The sequence below is a fragment of the Lactobacillus sp. wkB10 genome (assembly GCF_000760615.1).
Classification (GTDB): Bacteria; Bacillota; Bacilli; order Lactobacillales; family Lactobacillaceae; genus Lactobacillus; species Lactobacillus huangpiensis.
Genome location: NZ_JRJB01000015.1, coordinates 23,740 through 45,984 on the forward strand (window position 1 = coordinate 23,740; position 22,245 = coordinate 45,984).

At 35.0% G+C, this 22,245-nt stretch carries 24 protein-coding genes; 19 read left to right on the top strand and 5 right to left on the bottom strand.

Annotated features, from left to right (window positions below):
* Positions 1 to 13 precede the first annotated feature (13 nt).
* Complete coding sequence (locus LACWKB10_RS09275) at positions 14 to 1,438, top strand: C69 family dipeptidase (RefSeq protein WP_034981569.1); 1,425 nt, start codon at positions 14 to 16, stop codon at positions 1,436 to 1,438.
* Positions 1,439 to 1,505: 67 nt separating this feature from the next.
* Here the strand turns inward: LACWKB10_RS09275 and LACWKB10_RS09280 are convergent, their stop codons facing one another.
* Positions 1,506 to 2,939 carry an APC family permease gene (locus LACWKB10_RS09280; protein WP_034981571.1) on the bottom strand — a complete coding sequence of 478 codons (1,434 nt, stop codon included), beginning with the start codon at positions 2,937 to 2,939 and terminating at the stop codon, positions 1,506 to 1,508.
* Between the two features lie 406 nt (positions 2,940 to 3,345).
* Here LACWKB10_RS09280 and ylxM point away from each other — a divergent pair, with 406 nt between their 5' ends.
* From ylxM to LACWKB10_RS09315, 7 genes are all read left to right on the top strand, one after another.
* Positions 3,346 to 3,687: a YlxM family DNA-binding protein gene (gene ylxM, locus LACWKB10_RS09285; RefSeq protein ID WP_034981574.1), complete on the top strand. Its 342-nt coding sequence runs from the start codon at positions 3,346 to 3,348 to the stop codon at positions 3,685 to 3,687.
* A 4-nt stretch (positions 3,688 to 3,691) separates the two neighbouring features.
* Positions 3,692 to 5,119 carry a signal recognition particle protein gene (gene ffh / locus LACWKB10_RS09290; protein WP_034981577.1) on the top strand — a complete coding sequence of 476 codons (1,428 nt, stop codon included), beginning with the start codon at positions 3,692 to 3,694 and terminating at the stop codon, positions 5,117 to 5,119.
* Between the two features lie 85 nt (positions 5,120 to 5,204).
* A complete protein-coding gene (rpsP, locus tag LACWKB10_RS09295; RefSeq protein ID WP_034981579.1) occupies positions 5,205 to 5,477 on the top strand; it encodes a 30S ribosomal protein S16 in 273 nt (90 codons plus the stop codon).
* 64 nt (positions 5,478 to 5,541) lie between these two features.
* Positions 5,542 to 6,057: a ribosome maturation factor RimM gene (rimM, locus tag LACWKB10_RS09300; RefSeq protein ID WP_034981582.1), complete on the top strand. Its 516-nt coding sequence runs from the start codon at positions 5,542 to 5,544 to the stop codon at positions 6,055 to 6,057.
* The gene (gene trmD / locus LACWKB10_RS09305; protein WP_034981585.1) at positions 6,047 to 6,772 is read left to right on the top strand and encodes a tRNA (guanosine(37)-N1)-methyltransferase TrmD; all 726 of its coding nucleotides are present in this window, start codon (positions 6,047 to 6,049) and stop codon (positions 6,770 to 6,772) included. The genes rimM and trmD overlap by 11 nt, the downstream gene beginning before the upstream one ends.
* A gap of 117 nt (positions 6,773 to 6,889) precedes the next feature.
* On the top strand, positions 6,890 to 7,237 hold the full coding sequence (gene rplS, locus LACWKB10_RS09310; protein WP_034981588.1) for a 50S ribosomal protein L19: 348 nt from the start codon (positions 6,890 to 6,892) through the stop codon (positions 7,235 to 7,237).
* A 99-nt stretch (positions 7,238 to 7,336) separates the two neighbouring features.
* Positions 7,337 to 8,104 (top strand): nucleoside phosphorylase, encoded by a 768-nt coding sequence (locus LACWKB10_RS09315; protein ID WP_034981629.1) that lies wholly within the window; start codon positions 7,337 to 7,339, stop codon positions 8,102 to 8,104.
* A gap of 225 nt (positions 8,105 to 8,329) precedes the next feature.
* On the opposite strand, the gene LACWKB10_RS09320 is transcribed toward LACWKB10_RS09315, so the two are convergent.
* The gene (locus LACWKB10_RS09320) at positions 8,330 to 8,629 is read right to left on the bottom strand and encodes a hypothetical protein (RefSeq protein ID WP_034981590.1); all 300 of its coding nucleotides are present in this window, start codon (positions 8,627 to 8,629) and stop codon (positions 8,330 to 8,332) included.
* Positions 8,630 to 8,689: 60 nt separating this feature from the next.
* Here LACWKB10_RS09320 and LACWKB10_RS09325 point away from each other — a divergent pair, with 60 nt between their 5' ends.
* Positions 8,690 to 9,064, top strand: coding sequence for a MerR family transcriptional regulator (locus tag LACWKB10_RS09325; protein WP_034981592.1), 375 nt, complete (start codon positions 8,690 to 8,692; stop codon positions 9,062 to 9,064).
* Between the two features lie 37 nt (positions 9,065 to 9,101).
* Here LACWKB10_RS09325 and lexA read toward each other — a convergent pair whose 3' ends face one another.
* On the bottom strand, positions 9,102 to 9,725 hold the full coding sequence (gene lexA, locus LACWKB10_RS09330) for a transcriptional repressor LexA (protein WP_034981594.1): 624 nt from the start codon (positions 9,723 to 9,725) through the stop codon (positions 9,102 to 9,104).
* A 141-nt stretch (positions 9,726 to 9,866) separates the two neighbouring features.
* Between lexA and LACWKB10_RS09335 the strand changes: the two genes are divergently transcribed.
* From LACWKB10_RS09335 to LACWKB10_RS09355, 5 genes are all read left to right on the top strand, one after another.
* Positions 9,867 to 10,115, top strand: a complete 249-nt coding sequence (locus tag LACWKB10_RS09335) for a DUF896 domain-containing protein (protein ID WP_034981597.1) — start codon at positions 9,867 to 9,869, stop codon at positions 10,113 to 10,115.
* A gap of 69 nt (positions 10,116 to 10,184) precedes the next feature.
* A complete protein-coding gene (locus tag LACWKB10_RS09340) occupies positions 10,185 to 10,400 on the top strand; it encodes a YneF family protein (RefSeq protein WP_034981600.1) in 216 nt (71 codons plus the stop codon).
* 71 nt (positions 10,401 to 10,471) lie between these two features.
* Positions 10,472 to 12,238, top strand: coding sequence for an ABC transporter ATP-binding protein (locus LACWKB10_RS09345; protein WP_034981603.1), 1,767 nt, complete (start codon positions 10,472 to 10,474; stop codon positions 12,236 to 12,238).
* A complete protein-coding gene (locus LACWKB10_RS09350) occupies positions 12,228 to 14,018 on the top strand; it encodes an ABC transporter ATP-binding protein (protein WP_034981606.1) in 1,791 nt (596 codons plus the stop codon). The genes LACWKB10_RS09345 and LACWKB10_RS09350 overlap by 11 nt, the downstream gene beginning before the upstream one ends.
* Positions 14,019 to 14,142: 124 nt before the next feature.
* Positions 14,143 to 15,543 carry an FAD-binding oxidoreductase gene (locus LACWKB10_RS09355; protein ID WP_034981609.1) on the top strand — a complete coding sequence of 467 codons (1,401 nt, stop codon included), beginning with the start codon at positions 14,143 to 14,145 and terminating at the stop codon, positions 15,541 to 15,543.
* Between the two features lie 93 nt (positions 15,544 to 15,636).
* Here LACWKB10_RS09355 and LACWKB10_RS09360 read toward each other — a convergent pair whose 3' ends face one another.
* Positions 15,637 to 16,812 carry a cyclopropane-fatty-acyl-phospholipid synthase family protein gene (locus LACWKB10_RS09360; RefSeq protein WP_034981611.1) on the bottom strand — a complete coding sequence of 392 codons (1,176 nt, stop codon included), beginning with the start codon at positions 16,810 to 16,812 and terminating at the stop codon, positions 15,637 to 15,639.
* 78 nt (positions 16,813 to 16,890) lie between these two features.
* Positions 16,891 to 17,505: a 1-acyl-sn-glycerol-3-phosphate acyltransferase gene (locus LACWKB10_RS09365; RefSeq protein ID WP_034981613.1), complete on the bottom strand. Its 615-nt coding sequence runs from the start codon at positions 17,503 to 17,505 to the stop codon at positions 16,891 to 16,893.
* 58 nt (positions 17,506 to 17,563) lie between these two features.
* On the opposite strand from LACWKB10_RS09365, the gene LACWKB10_RS09370 reads away from it, so the two are divergent.
* From LACWKB10_RS09370 to LACWKB10_RS09385, 5 genes are all read left to right on the top strand, one after another.
* Positions 17,564 to 18,595 (top strand): GIY-YIG nuclease family protein, encoded by a 1,032-nt coding sequence (locus LACWKB10_RS09370; protein WP_034981615.1) that lies wholly within the window; start codon positions 17,564 to 17,566, stop codon positions 18,593 to 18,595.
* Between the two features lie 156 nt (positions 18,596 to 18,751).
* The gene (gene rpsB / locus LACWKB10_RS09375; RefSeq protein WP_034981617.1) at positions 18,752 to 19,555 is read left to right on the top strand and encodes a 30S ribosomal protein S2; all 804 of its coding nucleotides are present in this window, start codon (positions 18,752 to 18,754) and stop codon (positions 19,553 to 19,555) included.
* Between the two features lie 39 nt (positions 19,556 to 19,594).
* Complete coding sequence (tsf, locus tag LACWKB10_RS09380; protein WP_034981620.1) at positions 19,595 to 20,470, top strand: translation elongation factor Ts; 876 nt, start codon at positions 19,595 to 19,597, stop codon at positions 20,468 to 20,470.
* 291 nt (positions 20,471 to 20,761) lie between these two features.
* Positions 20,762 to 20,980: a protein NO VEIN domain-containing protein gene (locus LACWKB10_RS10420; RefSeq protein ID WP_369792497.1), complete on the top strand. Its 219-nt coding sequence runs from the start codon at positions 20,762 to 20,764 to the stop codon at positions 20,978 to 20,980.
* Between the two features lie 256 nt (positions 20,981 to 21,236).
* A complete protein-coding gene (locus tag LACWKB10_RS09385; protein ID WP_034981623.1) occupies positions 21,237 to 21,419 on the top strand; it encodes a hypothetical protein in 183 nt (60 codons plus the stop codon).
* Positions 21,420 to 22,245 lie beyond the last annotated feature (826 nt).

Sequence of the window (22,245 nt, forward strand, 5' to 3'; positions counted from 1 at the left end):
ATATTTATATTTAATGAAAGAATACAGTGCATGTACAACAATTTTAGTCGGTAAAAAGGCTTCAGTTGACGGTTCGACCATGATTGCGCGTAATGATGACACTTTTCGTCCAATTACACCGCAAAAATTTATTATCAGACCTGCTGCAAAAAATGAATCAGGTCGTAAAATTAAGTCATGGTTGAATAAGTTTGAATTAGACTTGCCTGAAAATGCTCAGGCCGTTCCTGCTGTACCAAATGTTGATTACAAAAACCGTGGTTATTACGATGAGAGTGGTATTAATCAAGAAAATGTGGCAATGTCTTGTACTGAATCAACTTATGGTAATGAGAGAGCACTCGCATATGATCCACTGGTAAAAGATGGTCTTGATGAAGATTGTATGCAGTCAGTTGTTTTGCCTTATATTCATTCTGCTAGAAATGGAGTTGAATATTTAGGCAAACTGATAGCTAAATATGGTTCACCGGCAGGTAACTCAGTTCTTTTTGGTGACAAAAATGAGATCTGGTATATGGAAATTGTTACTGGCCACCACTGGGTAGCGCAACGTATTCCAGATGATGCTTATGCAATTGCTGCAAATAGGGTTTCTATTGAACAAGTAGATTTTGCTGACACAGCAAACTTTATGTGGAGCGAGGGAATTCAGGAATTTGTTGCCGATCACAACTTAAATGTTGATCATCAGGGATGGAATTTCCGTCATATTTTTGGTACTTATAGTGAACAAGATAGGTTTTATAATACTAATCGTGTTTGGTACGGTCAAAAATATTTTAATCCCGAAATTGAACAAGATCCAACCGATGGTGATTTACCTTTCATTAGGCGTGCAGCTAAGAAAATAAACAGAGAAGACATTGAATTTGTGCTCGGCAGTCATTACCAAAACACTCCGTATGATCCTTTTGGTAAAGGCTCAGAAGAAGAGAAGCATCGTTTCCGTCCAATTGGTTTAAATAGAACGCAAAATTCCCACATTTTACAGATTAGAAATGATGTTGACCCTGATAAAGCAGGAATAATGTGGCTTTGTATTGGGGGACCAACTTTCACGCCCTTTGTACCATTCTTTGCTAATATGAATGATACTGATCCTTCTTACAATAACACATCAATGGAATATAATCTTAGCGATGCTTGGTGGTACTACAAATCCTTGGCGGCACTTGTAGAAACGCATTACCCACAGTTTGTTCAACTCGATACTGATTATCTAAATGAACTTAATCAATACTATCGTCGTCGTGTGCATAAGATTATCGAAGTAGCTGGTGATAAATCAGGGACTAATTTAACTTCATATCTAACCAGGGCCAATCAAGAGACTGTTGCCTATACTAGAAAGCGTTCTGAAAAGCTTTGGGCTCAGATGATGATTGATTCAATCAATATGTCAAAACTAACGTTCAATATGGATGAAAATCTTTAAATAATAATACTATTTAAAGATATTAAAAAAGTCTGGAAAAACTTTCCAGACTTTTTTTTGAGAAGTGCTATTTACGCATTTTCTTATTCATAGCAGAATGACGAATGCCATAAATTAAATAAATAAAGACACCAATTAGTGACCATATTAGCATGTACTTTTTTGCTTGTATATCTAATCCCCAGAAAACAACAAAAGAACCGAGAAACGCTAAAAATGGCAGCACAGGATACCAAGGCATTTTAAAAGCTGGATCTACAATATCTTTTCCTTCGCGTGGCCTTAAGCGATAGATTCCCAGAGAAACAAACATAAAGGCAATCAGGGTTCCAGCTGAAACTAATTGTGACAAGAATGAGAAGGGAATAAATGCAGAAATAATAATTGCAATAACCGCAACTGTCCATAATGAGTTTGCTGGTCGATGTTCTTTATTCAATTTACCAAGTACCTTAGGAATCATGCCATCTCGACCGAATGAATATACCAAACGAGAACTTGCCATACAAAGACCAATCAAAGCAGTAAACATTCCTAAAATAGCAACAGACTGAACGATAGTGGCAATATGTCCGAAACCTGTTTTTCTTAAAGCATATCCGACTGGCTCAGCTGAATTTAAATATTGGTGATAAGGTACCATTCCAACTAAGACTAAGCTGACGGCTACGAATAAAATAACCGCAATTAGCAACGAACCGATAATTCCCCGTGGCATAGTCTTTTGCGGATTAATAGCTTCTGCAGAGTTTGATGCAATGGTATCAAAGCCCAAGAATGAAATATAGATCATCGAAACTCCGGCGTAAATGCCTTGCCAGCCACCAAAAGGTCCGTGAGCTGTTGGACGATAATGCGGTATAAAAGGAATGAAATTAGCTTTTTTAATAGCTGTCAAGCCAACGCCCACAAAAAGCAAAATTGCTAAAACTTTGACCACCACTAAAACGTTTTCGACTCGAGAAGCTTTAGACACTCCAAAGCTGACTAGAAATGCAGCCAACAAAATAGCTAGTAATGCAACAAGGTCAAATAATCCCCCATTTACGCCTAGAGGATTGGCTAGGGCAGCAGGTAATTTCCAGCCTAAAGGTGCTATTAATGCACGAAGATTAGCAGACAAACCAGAGCTAATAAATGCCATTCCAATTAGGTATTCTGCTAAAAGAGCCCAACCAGAAAACCAACCCCAAAATTCTCCAAATATAACATTGATCCAAGAATAAACTGATCCTGCAAATGGCATTGCGGCTGCCATTTCTGCATAGGCGAATGCAACAAGACCAGCTACTATAGATGCAATAACACATGACAGGGCTACAGCGGGTCCTGTGTGCAGTGCTGCAACTTCCCCAGGTAATGTAAAAATTGAGGTTGAAACGATAGTACCTACACCCAGAGCTAAAAAGTCACGAACTTTTAGTGTTCTGACTAAGTGACCATCCTTTTCCTGATAAATATCTGGATCTTCTTTTCGATTCATTAATTTCCATAAATTCACACTGAATTGCTCCTTAGCTTTGTTTAGCATTCTGTTTGAAAGAAATCTACCATTTAAAAAGTTCACACGGGTAACAACTTGAGTGCGAACTTACATTTTATATAGTAAAATTTGTTTTAAACAGTAGGTGTAGTGTAACGCTTTTAAATATTTTTTCAAAACAGTTTGATTACTCAAATAAAAAACGGTACAAAATTAATATTTATTCGTGTACCGTCTAATCTAATAACTTTCAAGAATGATAATTCTATATCCGTGATAGTAAAATTCCTAAAAATTAATTAAATTAATAATACAGATTTTTATGAAGAAAAGCAATAAATTTTAGTATATCTTTAATTAAATTTTTGGCTTTCAAGATCGTCAATTTCTGACATTTTTGCTATACTTGTTCAAGGTGAGGGCAATGGATGAACTCGAAAAAAACGAAATATTAGGTGATTTATACGCATATTATGGTGGTCTATTAACCAAGAGCCAGCAAAGTTATTTTGAAGACTATTATTATAACGACCTGTCTTTAGGAGAAATAGCCATTAATCATCATGTTTCACGTCAGGCAGTCTACGACAATTTACGTCGCTGTCGCAAGTTGTTAAAAAATTACGAAGATAATTTACATATGCAGAGGGATTACAATATGATTGAAGACAAACTAGCAAAAGTTGTAGTCGCACTCAAAAAAAGCAAGTCAAGCCAAGCTTTACAAATAACTACTGATCTAATAAATCAACTGAGGGGAGAGTAATTCGATGGCATTTGAAAATTTAAGTGAAAGAATTCAAAAGGCCTTAAAAAATCTAACAGGTAAAGGGAAAATATCAGAAGATGACATCAATAGTGCCAGTCGGGAAATTAGACTGGCATTACTGGAAGCTGATGTTAACTTTAAAGTTGTTAAAGATTTTATCAAGAAAATAAAGCAAGAAGCTCTCGGAAAAGAAGTTCAGGAAAGCCTTAATCCGGGTCAACAAGTCATTAAGATTGTTAACGATGAATTAACCAAGATGATGGGTGAGAGCGCAGTTTCCCTCAATAAATCTAAACATATTCCTACAATAATAATGATGGTAGGTTTACAAGGTACAGGTAAAACTACTACAGTTGGTAAGTTGGCAAACAGATTAATACAAAAAGAAAAAGCAAGACCGTTGCTAATTGCTGGTGATATTTATCGTCCAGCGGCTATTGACCAGTTGCAGCAAATTGGTGACCAGCTAAAAGTTCCTGTTTATAGTGAAAAAGATCAAAAGGACGTAGCTCAAATAGTACAAGACGGCTTAAGCCAAGCCGATAAAGATAAAAATGATTATGTCATTATTGATACCGCTGGTCGTTTGGAAATTGATGAGCCTTTGATGGAAGAACTTGAGCGCGTCAAAAAAGTTGCCCAACCGGATAATATTTTGCTGGTTGTAGATGCCATGACCGGTCAAGCAGCAACTGATGTTGCAAAGGGCTTTGACGAACGTTTAGACATCACCGGAGTTATTTTGACCAAACTTGATGGTGATACTCGTGGTGGTGCCGCTTTATCCATTAGAGCAGTAACCGGCAAGCCAATTATTTATACTGGTCAGGGTGAAAAATTAACTGACCTTGAACAATTCTATCCTGATCGTATGGCTTCTAGAATTCTAGGTATGGGTGATATGCTGACTTTAATTGAAAAAGCTCAGCAGGATTATGATGCCAAAAAAGCTGAAGAAGTTGCTGAAAAAATGAAAGAAAATACTTTCGATTTCAACGACTTTGTTGATCAGATTGAGCAAGTTGAAAAAATGGGTCCACTTGATCAGTTGATGAAGATGATTCCAGGAATGGCAAATAATCCCCAGCTTAAGAATGTCAACTTCGATAAAAAGCAAATTGTTTATGTGAAAGCAATTATTTCATCAATGACAGAAGAAGAGCGAGAAAATCCAGAGTTGCTTAATCCTAGTCGCAGAAGAAGAATAGCTGCTGGATCTGGTCGACCTGTAGTTGAAGTCAACAGAATGATTAAGCAATTTAAACAGGCGCGCGATATGATGAGCAAAATTACCAAGGGTAATTTTAAAGGAATGGATAATTTGCCAGGAATGAATTCTCCAATGGGTCGGATGGCCATGAGACATATGGGTAAAAAATTTAAGAAAAACAAGAAAAAACGGATGAAAGTTAAAAGATACCATTCATAAAAATCACCTGTTAAGTAAAAACACTTTACACCCTTTGAAAAAAATGCTATATTATTGTACGTAACTTTTAGGAGGAAATAAATTTATGTCAGTAAAAATTCGTTTGCGCCGTATGGGTGCTAAAAGAAAGCCATTTTATAGAATCGTTGTAGCTGATTCTAGAATGCCGCGCGATGGTCGTTTTATTGAAGAAGTCGGTTACTATAATCCAGTTTCAGTTCCTAAGGAGTTGAAATTAGACGAAGATAAGATTTTTGAATGGTTGCAAAAGGGTGCTCAACCTTCAGATACTGTGCGATCACTACTTTCTGGTGCAGGCTTAATGAAGAAACTGCATGATTCGAAATTTAATAAATAGTGAATCGTTAGTTAAAAGTTTGAAGTTAACTGCTTCAAGCTTTTTTCTTTGAGTAGGAGAAATTATGCAATTTTATGATGTTGCGCGAATACTATCTACCCATGGTCTTAAAGGAGAAGTAAAAGTTGCTTTAATTACGGATTTTCCGGAAAAACGCTTTGCTGCGAAGCAAGAATTGGCTTTAAAAGCTAATCAACAAAAAAAGTTGACGGTTAAAACCAGCAGGCCTTTTAAACAGTTCTGGCTGGTTCAATTTAATGAAATCACTGATATTGATAGTGCTAAGAAATTAGTCGGCGAAACTTTAGTTGTTAGCGAGCAAAATCAGCATGAACTTCCAGATGGCGCATATTATTATCGCGATATTCTAGGCTGTGAAGTGATAGATAATCATTCTGGGGTTAAGCTGGGTCAAATAACTGGTATCGAAACTCCTGGTGCGAACGATGTCTGGGAAATTACCGAAGAGAATGGTAACACATACTTAATTCCCTATATTGACGAAGTGGTCAAAAAAATAGACATTGCTCACAAGAAAGTTTTCGTAGAACTTTTGGAAGGGTTACGTAATGAAGATTAATGTATTAACGCTTTTTCCCGATATGTTTACACCATTGACAACTTCAATGCTTGGAAGAGGTCTTGAAGATGGCAGATGGCAACTCAATTTAGTCAATTTTCGTGATTTTACCACTGATGTTCACCATCACGTTGATGATAGTCCTTATGGTGGTGGAGCGGGTATGGTTTTGCAAATTATGCCGATCAAAAAGGCACTTGATTCGATCGCAAATAAGGGCAAAATAATTATTACTGCACCGCAAGGCAAAGTTTTTAATCAAAAAATAGCACAAGAATGGTCTAAAGAAGAAAACCTTACGTTTATTTGTGGTCATTATGAAGGCTTTGATCAGCGCATCTATGATTTGGCAGATGAAACAGTTTCAATTGGTGATTACGTCTTAACTGGTGGTGAATTACCTGCAATGAGTATGATTGATGCTACTGTTAGATTGATTCCGGGTGTTTTGGGAAATATTGCCTCACCAGTAGAGGAGAGTTTCACTCGTGGTTTGCTGGAATATCCCCAATATACCAGACCGGAAGATTTTGAAGGAAAGAAAGTACCTGAAGTATTAACATCTGGAAATCACCAAAAGATTGATGAGTGGCGTCATAAGGAAGCTTTGCGGGCAACCTACTTGTACAGACCGGATTTACTTGAAAATTATAATTTAAGTAAAGAAGAAAAGAGAATGTTGACGGAAATAGAGCAGGAAAAAGATCAAACTTGATTTTAATTGCTATTTTTGCTAACATAATTGAGGTGTGATTTATTTTTGCACTAATAGTTAGGGGTGTTCCGCTGACGTGAATGACGTGAATGAATGCCGGAGAAGGAGAAAATAAAAATGGATCCATTAATTCAAGAATTAACTAAAGAACAATTACGTGACGATATTCCTGACTTCCGTGCAGGAGACACAGTTCGTGTCCACGTGCGTGTTGTCGAAGGTTCACATGAACGTATTCAGATGTTTGAAGGCGTTGTTATTAAGCGTAAGGGCACTGGAATTGGTGCCAGCTATACAGTACGTAAGATGGCATCTGGTGTTGGTGTTGAACGTACTTTTCCAGTAAACGATCCGCGTGTTGCCAAGGTTGAAGTATTGCGTCACGGTCGTGTACGTCGTGCTAAACTTTACTACTTACGTGATCGTCACGGCAAGTCTGCTAGAATTGCAGAAAAGCGTCGTTAAATAAGCGCTTAAGTAAAAGAGAATCATTCCGTAAAGGGATGATTCTCTTTTTTGTTTATGTTAAAATCTTCAGCAAAATATTTTTTATGGAGGAAGAGAATTATGAAAGAACCATTTTTGTTAAATTTTGATCCTGAACCGATGGCGGTTTTAGAACCAGAGCACGAAAAAGAAATTAATCACTTTCATTTTCAACCTAAATTGCTGTTTGCATTTTTAACTACAGCTGCAATCAACAAATTTTTAGTTGGTCGTTCTCATAAACAAGTGGGATTTTTTGAATGTTTTGAAGGAAAAACTCCCATTTATGAAGTTGATTTAGATGGAGCAAAGTTTACCCTTTGTCAGGCTAAAATGGGGGCCGCGGCCGCTGTGCAACTGTTAGATTGGTTAATAGGCTACGGTGTTAAACAGATTTTAGCAATTGGCTCAGCAGGTTGTTTGGTTGATTTACCGGAAAATTATTTTCTCGTGCCTATAAAAGCCATAAGAGACGAAGGTACGTCATTTCATTATTTAAACCCAGGGACATTTGTCATGTTAGAATCTGCATTTTTAGACAAAACAAAGAAACTAATGAACGAAAATGGATTTACGGTTAAAGAAGTAACTACGTGGACTACTGATGGTTTTTTTAGAGAAACTGCCAAGAAAGTAAAACAGGCTAAAGCATTGGGCGCCTCATGTGTTGAAATGGAATGTGCGGCGCTCGCTGCTTGTGCACAATTTAGAGGGGTCGACTTTGCACAAATATTATTTACGGCAGATTCTCTTAAAGACATAGAAAAGCATGATGAAAGAGGCTGGGGCAGGGATGCTCATGAAGCAGCAATTAATTTAGCTACCAATATCATTAGTAAAATTTAACCAAGTTTGTGAAAAAATACTGACGTGGAACCAAAGTGAAACAGCGTTATTATTCACAAGCAAATAACATAAAAGCTTTAGAAATAGCATTTTTAAGTATAAAATCAATGTAAAAATTGTGAATTGATTTAAAGCATTAGTTGTGGAAAGTCAATTTCTTGCCATTATGACAGTATTTTGAGACGTTACGTTTGACTACTAACAGGAATTTTGTTAGATAAATATCTAAAAATACTTAAAGTTCAAGCAAATCAAAATAATAGTCAAAATTAGTCTGATAAACCAGTGAGACCAAGTGATTTGTCCGTAAAGAAAAATTCCGTTTGCTAGAGCGGTAAGTAAAACTGCTACTAGAAATATAGTAGTTAAAAGTGGTTTTTTTAGAAAACTTCCGGCAATAATGCCTAATGCGAACAAGACGTTGATCATGATTAGCCAAATTGGCAAACTAGTAAAAGATGAAAAGCTGGCGCTAGTAATAAGAACACCATATATAATAGTTAAAGAGATTGTTAGATATGACATTTTTATACCTCCTGCTAAAATTTAATCATCTTAGGTCGACCCTACGTCAAGGAGATAATTATGTATTTGAAAGAATTTATTCAAAAGGAAAATACTACACGTGATACAGTTAGACATTATATCTACTTAAGCTTATTAAATCCTGGTCGTAAGGGAAGAAACTATTGGTTTACTGAAAACGAAACTGATATTTTTGAAGCAATTAAAGAGTTCCAAGACTTAGGTTTTTCGCTTCAAGAAAAAAAGGACATAAAAAAACTACACGATGAATCGTGTAGTACTGAAAAGCAGCGTAAACAAAACTTAAAGTTAATTAAGGATAAAATCGCTGTTATAAATGCAAAAATAAACAAATTAAAAATGCAGGAAAAAGTCCTGGAAGAAGTAAAAGAAACTATGGAGAAAAAAAGCATTATTGAAACTCGTAAAAAATAATTTTTATTTATCCCAATAATGCTATAAAGCTCTTTTGTTAAATAATAGTGTTACGGTACAGTCCAACTACTTTACCTAAAATGTGGACGCTTGACAATATGATCGGTGCCATCGTATCATTTTCAGGCTGTAAACGATAGTGACCTTTTTCCTTGTAAAATCGTTTTACAGTTGCTTCATTTTCATCTGTCATTGCTACTACAATTTCACCGTTAATAGCTGAAGATTGTTTGCGGACAATTACGTTATCTCCGTTTAAAATACCAGCATTAATCATACTTTCTCCATGTACTCTCAACATAAAGAGATCCCCAGCATCGTTTGCTAAATCAGGAGGCAAAGGGAAATAGTCTTCTATGTCTTCAACAGCTAAAATAGGTTGACCAGCAGTCACATCACCAACAACTGGAATTTCTTTTGGTTGGACGCCAATTGCTTTTTTCCCTTCATTGGTTATTTCTAATGCTCTTGGTTTTGTAGCATCCTTTATTATTAAGCCTTTGTTTTCAAGCCTTGATAAATGGCCGTGTACAGTAGAAGTGGAAGATAAATCTACAGCATGACATATTTCACGCACAGTTGGAGGAAAGCCCCTGTCTTCAACCGTTTCATATATATAGCGTAAAATTTGCAACTGCTTGTTATTTTGTTTTGTAGTCATAGTTATCTCCAGTATTATAAACGTCTTTAATACTTTTAATTCTAGCAGATAATTTGGTATAGTACAAACAAGCGTTCTGAAAATTTTAAACTTTTTTTATTACAGATAATAATGTAGACTTTTTTAAGAGAGGTGCTAAAAATGAATGAAGATCTTGAGAAAAAACTAATAAATCGGATAAATGAACTTTATCATAAAAAGGAATCTGTTGGACTGACAGAAGACGAGGAAATAGAACGGAAGAAATTACATCAGGAATTTATTAAGAACTTCAGAGCAGGCTTTAAACAAGATGTAGAGAATTTAGTGATAATTGATAAAAATGGCAAAGAAATTACTTCTGAAAAAGCGAAAAAAGCTCAAAGAAAAAAAGGTTTAAGAAAAGATTAACTTTGATCTTTAATTTTACTGTATTTTTAGGTAAGATATACCTATTGGACAAATTGAGGTGATTATTTTATGAACTTAGGATTAGCGATTTTTCTGATTGTTATAGCATTAATATTAGGACTTGTAGGAGGCTTTTATGGTGCCAGAGCATATATGAAAAAATATTTTAAGGATAATCCGCCAATCAGTGAAGATATGATTGTTGCCATGATGTCTCAAATGGGCCAAAAGCCTTCAGCTAAGAAGGTAAACCAAGTGATGAACATGATGAAGCACCAAAAATAAAAACTTACTAGATTGAAATAGTGTGGCGGAGAATAAACTCTCCGCTTTTTTACTGAATTTTTAGGTGAATAATGGGCATATTTTTTAAATTAGGTTGGTTTTTTAAAAAAGAAAAAAAGCGTTACCTAATTGGTATTACGTTTTTGGCACTTACTTCAGTTGTGAACTTGGTGCCACCGAGAATCTTAGGTCTAATGGCTGATCAATTAGATGAAGGACATATTAGTTGGCAAGAATATGGTCTTCTAATTTTGGCAATTGTTTTAGCAGCCCTGTTGCTGTATGGCTTTCGCTATTTTTGGCGTAGTCAGATTTGGGGTGGTGCAGCAGAACTGGAACTACAGTTAAGATCGAAACTATTCCGTCATTTCATGGCTATGGATCGCACTTTTTACCAACGTCACAGAACAGGTGATTTGATGGCTCACGCTACAAATGATGTTTCGGCCGTTCAGGAAGTTGCCGGTGAAGGCGTTTTAACACTCGTTGACTCACTAATAATGAGTGTATCTACCATGGTGGCCATGATTGCTTTTGTTGATTGGCGTTTAACATTTGTGGCTCTTTTGCCGTTACCATTTTTGGCTTGGGGAGCATGGAAATTAGGAGACAGGCTACATGATGCATTTGATAAGTCTCAAGCAGCTTTTTCCAGGTTAAACAATAAAACTCAGGAATCAGTTTCAGGTATTAAGGTTTTGAAAACATTTGGTCAGGGTGAAGAAGATACTGCTGCTTTTGACCAAATGATAGATGACACTATTAAAATCAATAAAAAAGTTTTTAAATGGGACTCTATGTTTGATCCTTTAGGCACATTGCTTATTGGTTTGACATATACAATAACTATTATTTACGGTGGGATGCTTGTTTTTAACAAAGCACTCACTATTGGCCAGTTAGTTTCATTTATTGCATACATTGGTAATATGGTCTGGCCTATGTTTGCCATCGGATATCTTTTTAATATTTTAGAGCGTGGAAGCGCAAGTTACGATCGTATTGAAAAGCTGCTGGAAGAAAAGTCTGAAATTACGGATAAATATGCTGATCAAAAATTATCTGCCAAAGATATAGCGGGCGATCTTATTTATCATGTTAAATATTTTGCATATCCAGATGAACCGAAAGTTCAAGTGCTGAATAATATCGACTTTACGTTAAAAACAGGTCAAACTCTGGGTCTTGTGGGTAAAGTAGGAGCTGGTAAAACTACTATAATACAGCTTTTACTTAGGGAATTTGATAAGTATGATGGTCACATTACGCTAAATGGACATGATATCAGAGAGATTCCGCTTAATGTTTTATTACGCCAAATATCATATGTACCTCAAGACAATTACCTATTTTCAACCAGTATCCAAAAGAATATCGCTTTTTCAAAAGCAGACAGTAATGAAAGTGCTATTGTTTCTGCAGCAAAGAAAAGTGATCTGCACAATGATATTTTACAGATGCCAGGTGGTTACAATACTTTGGTGGGTGAAAATGGCGTTTCACTTTCCGGAGGACAAAAGCAACGTATGTCTATTGCCAGAGCGCTACTTAAACAAAGCCAAATCTTAGTTTTAGATGATGCATTGTCAGCAGTAGATGCCAGGACTGAAATGTCTATTTTACGCTCTCTAAGAAAGGAACGTAAAGGAAAAACAACATTAATTGCTACGCATAGACTTACATCGGTAATGAATGCTGATTTAATTTTAGTCCTAAAAAATGGTCGGATTGTTGAACGAGGAACTCATGACCAACTGCTGATGTTAAATGGTTGGTATGCTGATATGTGGCAAAGACAAGAATTAGAAGACAAGGTAGGTGACTCCAATGGACGATGAAAATTCATTCCAATCAGTCTGGTCTCAAGAAATTCCTGTGAAAGAGCAACTTAGCATTTTTAAGCGCTTGCTGCGTTTTGTGATGCATTTTAAAAATGAAATGATCATTGCAGGTATTGGTGCTTTTTTAGTAAGTGTAATTAATGTTTTACTGCCATATGGTTTACAGTATTTTTTAGATAATTTTTTGAGTAAAGCTGATGTTACAACACAAATAATTCTATTTGCTGGTTTTCTTTACGCATTTGGTTCCATTGTCAAAGGAATTTTGCAGTTTACCTACGAGTACTTTTTTGCTTTAGGATCAGAAAAATCACTTGAAGGATTGCGTTCTGAACTTTATAAAAAGTTGCATACATTAGGAATGCGATACTTTGATCAAACTCCAGCTGGTTCAATAGTCTCAAGAGTAACAAATGATACTATGACTTTGAGCAATTTTTTGACTGTATTATCAAGCGTAGTAATTTCATTTTTCTCAATTATTTCGGCTATGGTAGCGATGTTTTCTACCAATGTGGTGGCTGGATTTATAGTTCTTGCTTTTTTACCCTTACTTTTAGTGATTATTTGGCAATATTCTAAAAGAAGTTCGAAACTTTACCGTAGTTATCGCGAAAGATTAAGTCGCATAAATACTAACTTAAATGAATCAATTGAAGGAGTTTCTTTAATCCAGCAATTTAAGCAGGAAAAGCGTATGACTAATCATTTTGAAAGTGAAAACTCTGCCTTAATGAAAACACGTTTCGATATGATTAATCTTAATTCCTTTTTGTTATCACCTTTAACTAGTTTGCTATATTCACTTGCATTAGCATTAACTTTAATGTACTTTGGATTTCCGTTAAGGGAAACCTTTGTTCCAGCTGGTGTTGTTTATGCATTTTCACAATATATTTCACAGTTTTTTAATCCAATTGCCAATATGATGGATCAAATGACTTTTTTCCAAGATGGTATTGTAGCAGGCAAAAGAATTTTTCGGATTTTAGATAATACTGATTACGAACCACAACAAAAAGCTGAGGCAGGATTAACAATTAATCAAGGAAAGATTGAGTTTAAGCACGTAAGTTTCTCATATGATGGTAAAAACGAAATTTTACATGATATTTCCTTCACAGTTAATCCCGGAGAAACTTTAGGCATAGTTGGACATACAGGTTCGGGTAAAAGTTCAATTATTAACGTAATGATGCGTTTTTATGAATTTTATAAAGGTGAAGTGTTAATTGACGGGGTTGACATCAAAAAATATCCTAAAGCAGAATTGCGCAAAAAACTTGGATTGGTATTGCAAGAGCCCTTTATGTTTTACGGGGATATTAATTCCAATATTCGCCTTTATAACAAGGACATAACTGACAAGCAAATAAAAAAGGCTGCCGAAACTGTTCAGGCAGATGGCTTTATTGAGAATCTCCCTGGAAAGTACCATGCTAAAGTAGGTGAAGGTGGAGGTGAGTTTAGTCAAGGTCAAAGGCAACTAATATCTTTTGCTCGTACTTTGGTGACGGATCCTAGGATATTAGTTCTGGATGAGGCCACTGCAAATGTCGATACTGAAACTGAAACGTTGATTCAACAAGGATTGAAGAGATTGCGCAAGGGTCGCACAACTTTGGCTATCGCGCACAGGCTTTCAACTATTGTTGATGCAGATCAAATTATTGTATTGAATGATGGCAGAATTGTGGAAAGAGGCAATCACGAGAAACTTCTTTCACAAAAAGGTTATTATTATAATTTATATACCTTACAGAATAGCCAAAAGTGAAAAAAAGCACAAAGCTAAAAACTTTGTGCTTTTTTATATTTAGTATTGACAGCGTTTACATTAAAGAGTAAATTTATCATGTTAGCAGTAGCTAAATTATGATTTTAGTAAGAAGGGAATTATAATGGAATATCATAAAATTAATCAAACTGACTTGGATAACCTAAGCAAGTTCATTTCAGATCCAGAAAGGTTTATTACTAAACCAACTAAGCACTGGGATCATGACCAATTTGGTACAGTCAAAGCTATGCCAGATTTGGTAATTCAACCAACAAGCAATGAAGAGGTAATGAATGTTGTTAAATACGCTAGTGATCATTCAATACCTTTGGTTCCAAGGGGAAATTCAACTGGTTTAATGGGAGCTAACCTTGCTGTTGATGGCGGAATTTCACTTGACATGATCAAAATGAACAAGGTTTTGGAATATGATCCAGAAAGTTTGACCATGACTGTTCAAGCTGGATTAAGACTGAAAGACTTGGACGAATATTTAGCTGATAAGCCTTTCATGTATATGCCTGCTCCAGCCATGCACTGGGCAACTATTGGTGGCAATGTTTCCACAAATGCGGGTGGACTCAAAGCCATCAAATATGGAGTTACCAGAGAGCACATTCGTGAGATCAAAGTAGTTTTGACTAACGGAAAATTGTATAAATTTGGTTCCAAAGCAGTCAAATCGTCTTCAGGCTATTCACTAAAAGATTTAATTATTGGATCAGAAGGAACTTTGGGTGTTGTAACAGAAGTTACAATTCGTTTATACCCAAGACCACACAAATCTATCAATGCGATTATTCCATTTCCAACTTTAAATGACGCTATTAGATCTGTTCCAGCTATTCTTAAATCTGGAGTTGTGCCAACAACCGTTGAATTTATGGGACGCAAGGTTGTTAAACTCTGGGAAACATATGCTAAGGACGAATTTCCGATTAAGCATGGTGATGGTTTTATTATCATTGGAATAGACGCCTTCACTGAAGATGAATGGAAAGCAGAACTTGACGAAACTTTAGAAGTCGTTAAACCGTTTAAAGCAGAAAAGGCAATTGTATTAAGTGCTGATTCTGATGAAGCTAAGAAGATTTGGAAATGTCGTGAAGAGTTATTACTTGCTATTCAAAACTCCACACCAAAGATGGATGAAATTGATGTCTGTGTTCCAATCAACCACATTCCAGTAGTTTTAGACCGAATCGAAGAGCTAGAGAAGGAATTGAATATTAGAATTCCAAACTTTGGTCATGCTGGAGACGGCAACCTGCATATTTACCTTTGCTCAGATGATATGACTGATGAAGAATATGCAAAAACAAGCGATAAAGTAATTTCTGAGTTATACAAGACTGCTAAATCACTTGATGGAAATATGTCTGGTGAACATGGTATTGGCTACGCTAGAGCAAATTATTATGAAGACTTTTATGGTAAAGAATATACTGACTTACTACGCAAGGTTAAAAAGTTATTCGATCCTAATTATATTGTTAATCCAGGAAAAATTTTTGAACCTTAATTCGTATCTTAATTCATAGTGTATATGTGTGTTTAATAAAAAAAGCTGACAAAGTTTATTTGTCAGCTTTTTGTGTAGATTAAATTATTAATATTACTTATTTAACATATACCTTCTAGTCATTGGTAAGTTTTTACCTGAAGGTCCTTTAGTAATCAGATATTGGACAACATCGATATTGCCAGATTCAAAAGAAGCAGCGCAAGCCTGCAGGTATAAATCCCACATTCGAGTAAAACGCTCACCCATATTCTTTTGAATTTGATCCCGTTTAGCATTAAAATTTTTATCCCAAATTTCCAATGTTCTTTGATAATGTCTTCTAAGCATTTCCAAATCCGTAATTTGCATGTTGTTTTCGACAATATGACTGATATTTTCACTTAATCCTGGTACATAACCACCTGGGAAAATGTACTTGTTAATCCAAGCGTTCTTGGCACCGCCTTGTTGACGTGTAATGCCATGAATGAGAGCTACGCCATCTTTCTTTAAATATTTTGAAACATCGGCAAAGTATTGACCTAAATTTTCTTTACCAACGTGTTCAAACATTCCTACAGAGGTAATGTAATCCCATTGTTCATTTCCCAACTCGCGGTAGTCTTCTAACTTAACTTCTGCAATATCCTGCAAGTTTTGATCGTATATTTTCTTTTGAACAAGTTTATATTGCTCTTCACTTAAAGTTACGCCAGTTACCTTAAGGCCATATTCTTTAGCCGCTAGCAGCATGAGAGTGCCCCAACCGCATCCAATATCAAGCAATGTCTTTCCTTTTTCGGGATGTAATTTATTTAAAATATGGTGGATTTTTGCCAACTGTGCTGTCTCAAGATCGTCATTTTCGTTTTCAAAATACGCACACGAATATGTTAAAGTTGGGTCAAGCCATAATTTATAAAAGTCATTACCAATATCATAATGACTTTGAACATCTTTTTCACTTTGTGCTTCAGTGTGTTTTTCTTTTGGTAAAAATTTACGAAATTTACTGGACCGCATGAAACTTCCAGCACTTTCATAAGCCCCGCAAATTAGTTTTTGTAAACTGCCCTTAATTTCGATTCTTTTATCCATATATGCTTCGCCTAAAGCCAGAGAAGCATTTTTTGAAATGGAACTTGTCGGAATCTTTTCGTTAAAAATTATCTCTATATTTGGAGCACCGTTTCCATATACCTCGCTTTTGCCATCCCAATATGTTACTTTGACTGGGAATGGAAAAGATTTGCTTAACATGGCTCTATAAAAACTTTTTTCTAACAATTTTAAAATCCTCCATCTAACTTTTTACATTATTATTTTAACACTTGTTTATAAAGCTTATGTTTAAAGAATGATTTTTTATTTAGGTTGATAATGAAAATCAGGATTCTGCTCGTAATCAATTTTATCCCAGGCTTTTTTCAATTTATTGTCTAGCATTGTTTCGTTTTCGTGAGTGAGTTTTATTTTACGGTCAATCATAAATGGCTCCCCAAAACAAACTTCTAAGGGTTGGCGTTTTAATAAACCAGTGAAAGTTAGTGGACCCTGATAGACTACTGGTACTATGGGCTTGTTTGATAATTTAGCAATGGCAATTGTGCCGCCTTTCATTTCAGATGAGTGCCTTGTACCTGAGGGAAAAATAATTAAAGAATAATTACCTTTTCTCAATCCATTAATGGGAGTTTTTAAGGCTGAAGGTCCAGGATGTTTACGGTCTACTGGAAAAGCATGTGCGTGTTTTAAAATGAACCGTAATATCGGGTTTTTAAACAATTCTATTTTAGCCATAAACATGAATTCTTTTGGACTTGCCGCTAAGGCGAATAAAATTGGTTCCCACCAAGTTCTATGTGGTGCTGCTAGTATATAGTTCCCTTCGGGAATTATTTCCTTATGATTAACGTGTAAATGTCCATTTAATAGCCAAACTATAAAGCGAGCTACCGGACGAATAAAATGATAAAACATAATTTCCTCCAATTGATGTAAAATATTATAACAAAGCTGCGAGAGAGGACAAATTTTTATGGAAAAATTATTGAAAAATGAGCGCATTGATTATATGTACAGTGATGATTTAAAAATAATCCAAAACAAATCATCTTTCAGCTTTTCATTAGATACTTTGCTTTTAGCAGCAACTGCAAAAGATTCAATTAAAGATAATTCCAAAGTGGCTGATTTATGTGCTGGCAATTGTGCAGCAACAATGTATATGGCTTATTTTAACCGTGCTAAATATGATGCGGTTGAAATACAAGAAGAAGTGGCTTCACAAGCTGAACGTTCTATATCGCTAAACAATATGGAAAATCGTATCCAGGTTTTTCAAAAAAATGTTAAAGATGCTCCAGTTTTTTTGAGAAAAGATTCGTATGATGTAATTGTCGTGAATCCACCTTACTTTAAAGTTGCACAAAATCATAAAGTAAATCCTGATCCAGCAAAGGCTATTGCCAGACATGAAATCTTAATTAATTTAGAAGAAATAATTTCTGTAGCCAGTGCCTTGCTTAAAATGAAAGGCAAATTATTTATGGTCCATCGACCAGAGCGTTTAAATGAGATTGCATATTTTTGTCTTAAACATGATTTGAGTATTAAGCTTGTACAGCCATATGTTTCTCATAGAGGAGAAAACTGCAATTTAATAATTATTGAAGCAGTTAAGCATACCGGTAGCGATGGTCTGGTATTAAGGGATGCCATTGAGGTACATGATAAAAACGGTAATTATCTTCCTCCGATTCAGCGTATAATCAGAGAAACGGAATCGGATAGAGAAAAAAGGCAAAAGAGTAGAAGATATTATTTTTATGTACTCTTGTGCAAAGATAATAGCTTCTATGGTGGCTTTACTGATGATTTATCCAAACGACTAAAGGCACATAATAGTGGCAAAGGTGCCAAGTATACAAAGTCCCGCAGACCAGTCAAACTGCTTTACCACGAAGAGTTTAAAGATAAGAAGCTGGCGCTTAAAAGGGAATATTGGTTTAAGCACCATAACAGATTATGGAAGGAAAGATTTTTAAGAGAACATAAAGTTAACTTTTAACCTTGCATCTTAAACAATAATCTAGTATTATTTTAACGTATGCCTTTATGCATATGTATAAAAAACATCAAGAGCAATCAGTATTTCGGTGCCATACAAATGGTGAAATACTGAAATGACCGCTTGAGAGGATTAAAACCATAGGAGGAAGTTAATATGTCAGTAGTTTCGATGAAACAATTGCTTGAAGCCGGTGTCCACTTTGGTCACCAAACTAGAAGATGGGATCCAAAAATGGCTCCTTATATCTTTACACAAAGAAATGGTATTTATATCATTGATTTGCAAAAAACCATCAAAATGTTAGATGATGCTTATTCATTCGTGAGAGCCGTTGCTCAAAACGGTGGCGTTATTCTTTTTGTTGGTACTAAGAAACAAGCTCAAGATTCAATTGCTGAAGAAGCTACTCGTGCTGGTCAATACTACGTTAACCAACGTTGGTTAGGTGGTACATTGACTAACTGGAAGACTATCCAGAGCCGAGTACAAAGATTAAAAGATTTAAAGAAAATGTCAGAAGACGGCACATTTGATGTATTGCCAAAGAAGGAAGCTTCTCTTTTGACTAAAGAAAAGGATAAATTAGAAAGATTTTTAGGCGGTATTGAAGATATGCCTAGAATTCCTGATGTTTTATTCGTAGTTGATCCAAAGAAGGAAAAGATTGCTGTTCACGAGGCCAACATTCTTGGAATTCCTGTAGTAGCTATGGTTGATACTAATACTGATCCAGATCCAGTTGACGTAGTTATTCCTGCAAATGACGATGCTATTCGTGCTATTCGTTTAATTTCAGGTGCTATGGCTGATGCTGTTATCGAAGGTAAGCAAGGTCAAGATGATGACAATGCTGAAGCAGAGATGGCTAAGGGTGCAGAAGAAAAACAAGCAGATACTGAAGCTGATGCAGAAAAAACAGTAGAAGCTGAAGAAACTTCTGACTCAGATGAAGACTAGTTTTAATTATTAATAAGTTTTTATTTGGAAGGAAAAATAATGGCAAACATTACTGCTAAACAAGTAAAAGAATTACGTGACCGTACTGGCGCCGGCATGATGGATTCCAAGAAGGCTTTGGTTAAAGCTGATGGTGATATTGAAAAGGCAATTGACATTTTAAGAGAAAATGGTGTTGCTAAAGCTGCTAAGAAGAGCGGCCGTATTGCTGCTGAAGGTTTGGCCGAATATGCTTTTGAAGGAAATAATGCTGTTGTAGTAGAGATTAACTCTGAAACAGATTTTGTTTCGTCTAATGATAAATTTATCAAATTAGTTGATGATGTGACCAAGGCTATTTTAGCGGCTAAACCTGCTAACGTTGAAGAAGCATTAAAATCACCAATGGGTGATTCCACGATTGGCGAGGAAATTACCAATCTTACTGCTGTCATTGGTGAAAAAATCACTTTAAGACGATTTGATCTAATTACTAAGAATGATGATGAAGTCTTTGGTGCTTACAAGCACAATGGTGGTGCAATTGTTGCAGTTGTTACCTTAAAAGGCAACAGTGAGGAAGCAGCTAAGAACATTGCAATGCACGTCGCCGCAATTAATCCAGAATACTTGAACAAGGATTCAGTGCCAAAGGCTGATTTTGATCGTCAGAAAGAAGTTTTCACTAAGGAAACTGAAAATGAAGGCAAGCCTGCTAAAATCATTCCTAAGATTGTTGAGGGCAGAGTAAACAAGTATCTCAGTGAAATTTGTTTAGTGGACCAACCTTACGTTAAAGATGGTGATATGACAGTAGCTGAATATGCTAAATCAGAAGGCTGCGAAGTTGTTGGCTACAAACGTTACGAAGTTGGCGAAGGTATCGAAAAGAAGCAAGAAGACTTTGCCGCTGAAGTAAAAGAACAAATGAAATAGATATACATATTTTTATTGATTCAATTAAAAGCTCTTATCTGTATAGATGAGGGCTTTTTGTTTGCTAAAATTTTGCGAAATTATTGACAAAAAATGATGATCTTAAAGTATTAAACTTTCTGTATTTGAAAAAGAAAATAATTTTAACAAGAAATGAGGTTTCAATAAGTAGGTTCAAATTGCGAAATATTATAAAACACTCAAAAAGTAAGATCAAAATCCAATAAGGTCAAGATAAATTATTTAGGTAGAGAGCAAAAAAATACTAAGCTCGGTAAAATAGGAGAAAGAATTGTATATAATTACGAGGTTAGGAATTTAAAAAAGTTAGGAAATTTAAAAGTAAAGTTGCAATCTGAAGTAGATAATTCATTAGGTTATGATATTTTATCCTACGAGGAAGATGTGACTCCATGTTATATTGAAGTTAAAACCACAGAACAAAAAATAATAATGGTGAACTTAGCTTTTTTATTTCGCAAAATGAACTGGAAAAAGCAAAGACTTTGAAAAATTATTGGATTAATCAAGTTTACTTTACTGTTGATAAGCAACCAGTCATAAAAAAGTTAGAAGATCCCTTTAAAAAAGATAAGATCAAATTGCAACCAACTCTTTACTTAACTCACGTAAAGATTAAAGATTAGAAAAATTAGTTAAATTTTACTATACTTTTAATTTTTTAAATCCATTAATGATTATTTTAGCTTATATTTATAATTAATATAAATAAACAATTACTAGATTGATTAAATTGGAGGTATTTATGGGTTTCTGGGTTATGATTTTGGCTTTGATATCTGGAGCGGTTCTAATCTATTTTAGTTTTGATGGTCAGCTTTCAAAGTTAACAAAGAAAATTGCTTTTGTGGCAGGATTCCTACTGATAGTGGGTGCTATTTTTATAGCTACTCCAACTGGAGCCGAATTTGTAATGAAAATTACATAGTATTATATAATTTAAGTGGAAATAAAATTGGCAATTTTTTATACTAAAACTGCACTGTTAAAATACAGAGCATTTTTAATATAAACGTAAAAATGAAATTTAAAAATCTGAAAAACTAAGTGACAGTAATGTTTTACTTAGAAGAAATGATTGAAAGTGACAAATTTGCATTAGGACTATATTTGACAATTTTGTTATTAAACGGATGAAAATCATTACAATTTAAAAAGAGATGATAGCAAAATGTAACTAACTGTTTATTAGACATCTCTTTAAACATGATATTACTGACATCAATGTTCACGAGACCAAACATGTTTTTAAAGATTTTTATTTCGCTTGATAGGTAAAAGCAAGAAGAAAAAAATTCATTATGTTTCTATAAGAAGCTTATATCGATTAGAAGTAGGCATCTGTCTAAAAAGGAGCTAGGATCTAAAATGATGAACATTTATATTAAAGTATCTCTTGCAGTCGGAGCAAAAAAAGAATATAAAAACAAACGTTTGATAATGGACAATATGCCACCTTTTAGTAAATAGTAGGATGAACCAAAAAGTAGTATCAATTTTAAATCAAATATTGTGCATTAGAATTAGAGGATATCACTGAGTTCATTGTTAACAAAGGATCGTTCGTTGAAAATGAAAATCAATATCAAAATATTGTGGCATGATTAACATTAATAAATTAAAAAGTAAAAAAATACTTTGACTAATAATACCCCCAAATCTTATTAAATGAAGTGCAACTAAAAAGTTAGACATTTTAATATTACGCAAGACTCAATGCACGATTTCGATATTTGATCGGGGTCGTGTATTTT

Bases quoted from the DNA above. Each gene is read 5' to 3' on its own strand.
- LACWKB10_RS09355 (WP_034981609.1), top strand. From the start codon at position 14,143: ATGGAATATCATAAAATTAATCAAACTGACTTGGATAACCTAAGCAAG.
- LACWKB10_RS09335 (WP_034981597.1), top strand. From the start codon at position 9,867: ATGAATGAAGATCTTGAGAAAAAACTAATAAATCGGATAAATGAACTT.
- LACWKB10_RS09365 (WP_034981613.1), bottom strand. From the start codon at position 17,505: ATGTTTTATCATTTTATTCGTCCGGTAGCTCGCTTTATAGTTTGGCTA.
- LACWKB10_RS09340 (WP_034981600.1), top strand. From the start codon at position 10,185: ATGAACTTAGGATTAGCGATTTTTCTGATTGTTATAGCATTAATATTA.
- ffh (WP_034981577.1), top strand. From the start codon at position 3,692: ATGGCATTTGAAAATTTAAGTGAAAGAATTCAAAAGGCCTTAAAAAAT.
- LACWKB10_RS09345 (WP_034981603.1), top strand. From the start codon at position 10,472: ATGGGCATATTTTTTAAATTAGGTTGGTTTTTTAAAAAAGAAAAAAAG.
- lexA (WP_034981594.1), bottom strand. From the start codon at position 9,725: ATGACTACAAAACAAAATAACAAGCAGTTGCAAATTTTACGCTATATA.
- ylxM (WP_034981574.1), top strand. From the start codon at position 3,346: ATGGATGAACTCGAAAAAAACGAAATATTAGGTGATTTATACGCATAT.
- LACWKB10_RS09325 (WP_034981592.1), top strand. From the start codon at position 8,690: ATGTATTTGAAAGAATTTATTCAAAAGGAAAATACTACACGTGATACA.
- LACWKB10_RS09370 (WP_034981615.1), top strand. From the start codon at position 17,564: ATGGAAAAATTATTGAAAAATGAGCGCATTGATTATATGTACAGTGAT.
- LACWKB10_RS09275 (WP_034981569.1), top strand. From the start codon at position 14: ATGAAAGAATACAGTGCATGTACAACAATTTTAGTCGGTAAAAAGGCT.
- rplS (WP_034981588.1), top strand. From the start codon at position 6,890: ATGGATCCATTAATTCAAGAATTAACTAAAGAACAATTACGTGACGAT.
- rpsB (WP_034981617.1), top strand. From the start codon at position 18,752: ATGTCAGTAGTTTCGATGAAACAATTGCTTGAAGCCGGTGTCCACTTT.
- trmD (WP_034981585.1), top strand. From the start codon at position 6,047: ATGAAGATTAATGTATTAACGCTTTTTCCCGATATGTTTACACCATTG.
- tsf (WP_034981620.1), top strand. From the start codon at position 19,595: ATGGCAAACATTACTGCTAAACAAGTAAAAGAATTACGTGACCGTACT.
- rpsP (WP_034981579.1), top strand. From the start codon at position 5,205: ATGTCAGTAAAAATTCGTTTGCGCCGTATGGGTGCTAAAAGAAAGCCA.
- LACWKB10_RS09385 (WP_034981623.1), top strand. From the start codon at position 21,237: ATGGGTTTCTGGGTTATGATTTTGGCTTTGATATCTGGAGCGGTTCTA.
- LACWKB10_RS09350 (WP_034981606.1), top strand. From the start codon at position 12,228: ATGGACGATGAAAATTCATTCCAATCAGTCTGGTCTCAAGAAATTCCT.
- rimM (WP_034981582.1), top strand. From the start codon at position 5,542: ATGCAATTTTATGATGTTGCGCGAATACTATCTACCCATGGTCTTAAA.
- LACWKB10_RS09320 (WP_034981590.1), bottom strand. From the start codon at position 8,629: ATGTCATATCTAACAATCTCTTTAACTATTATATATGGTGTTCTTATT.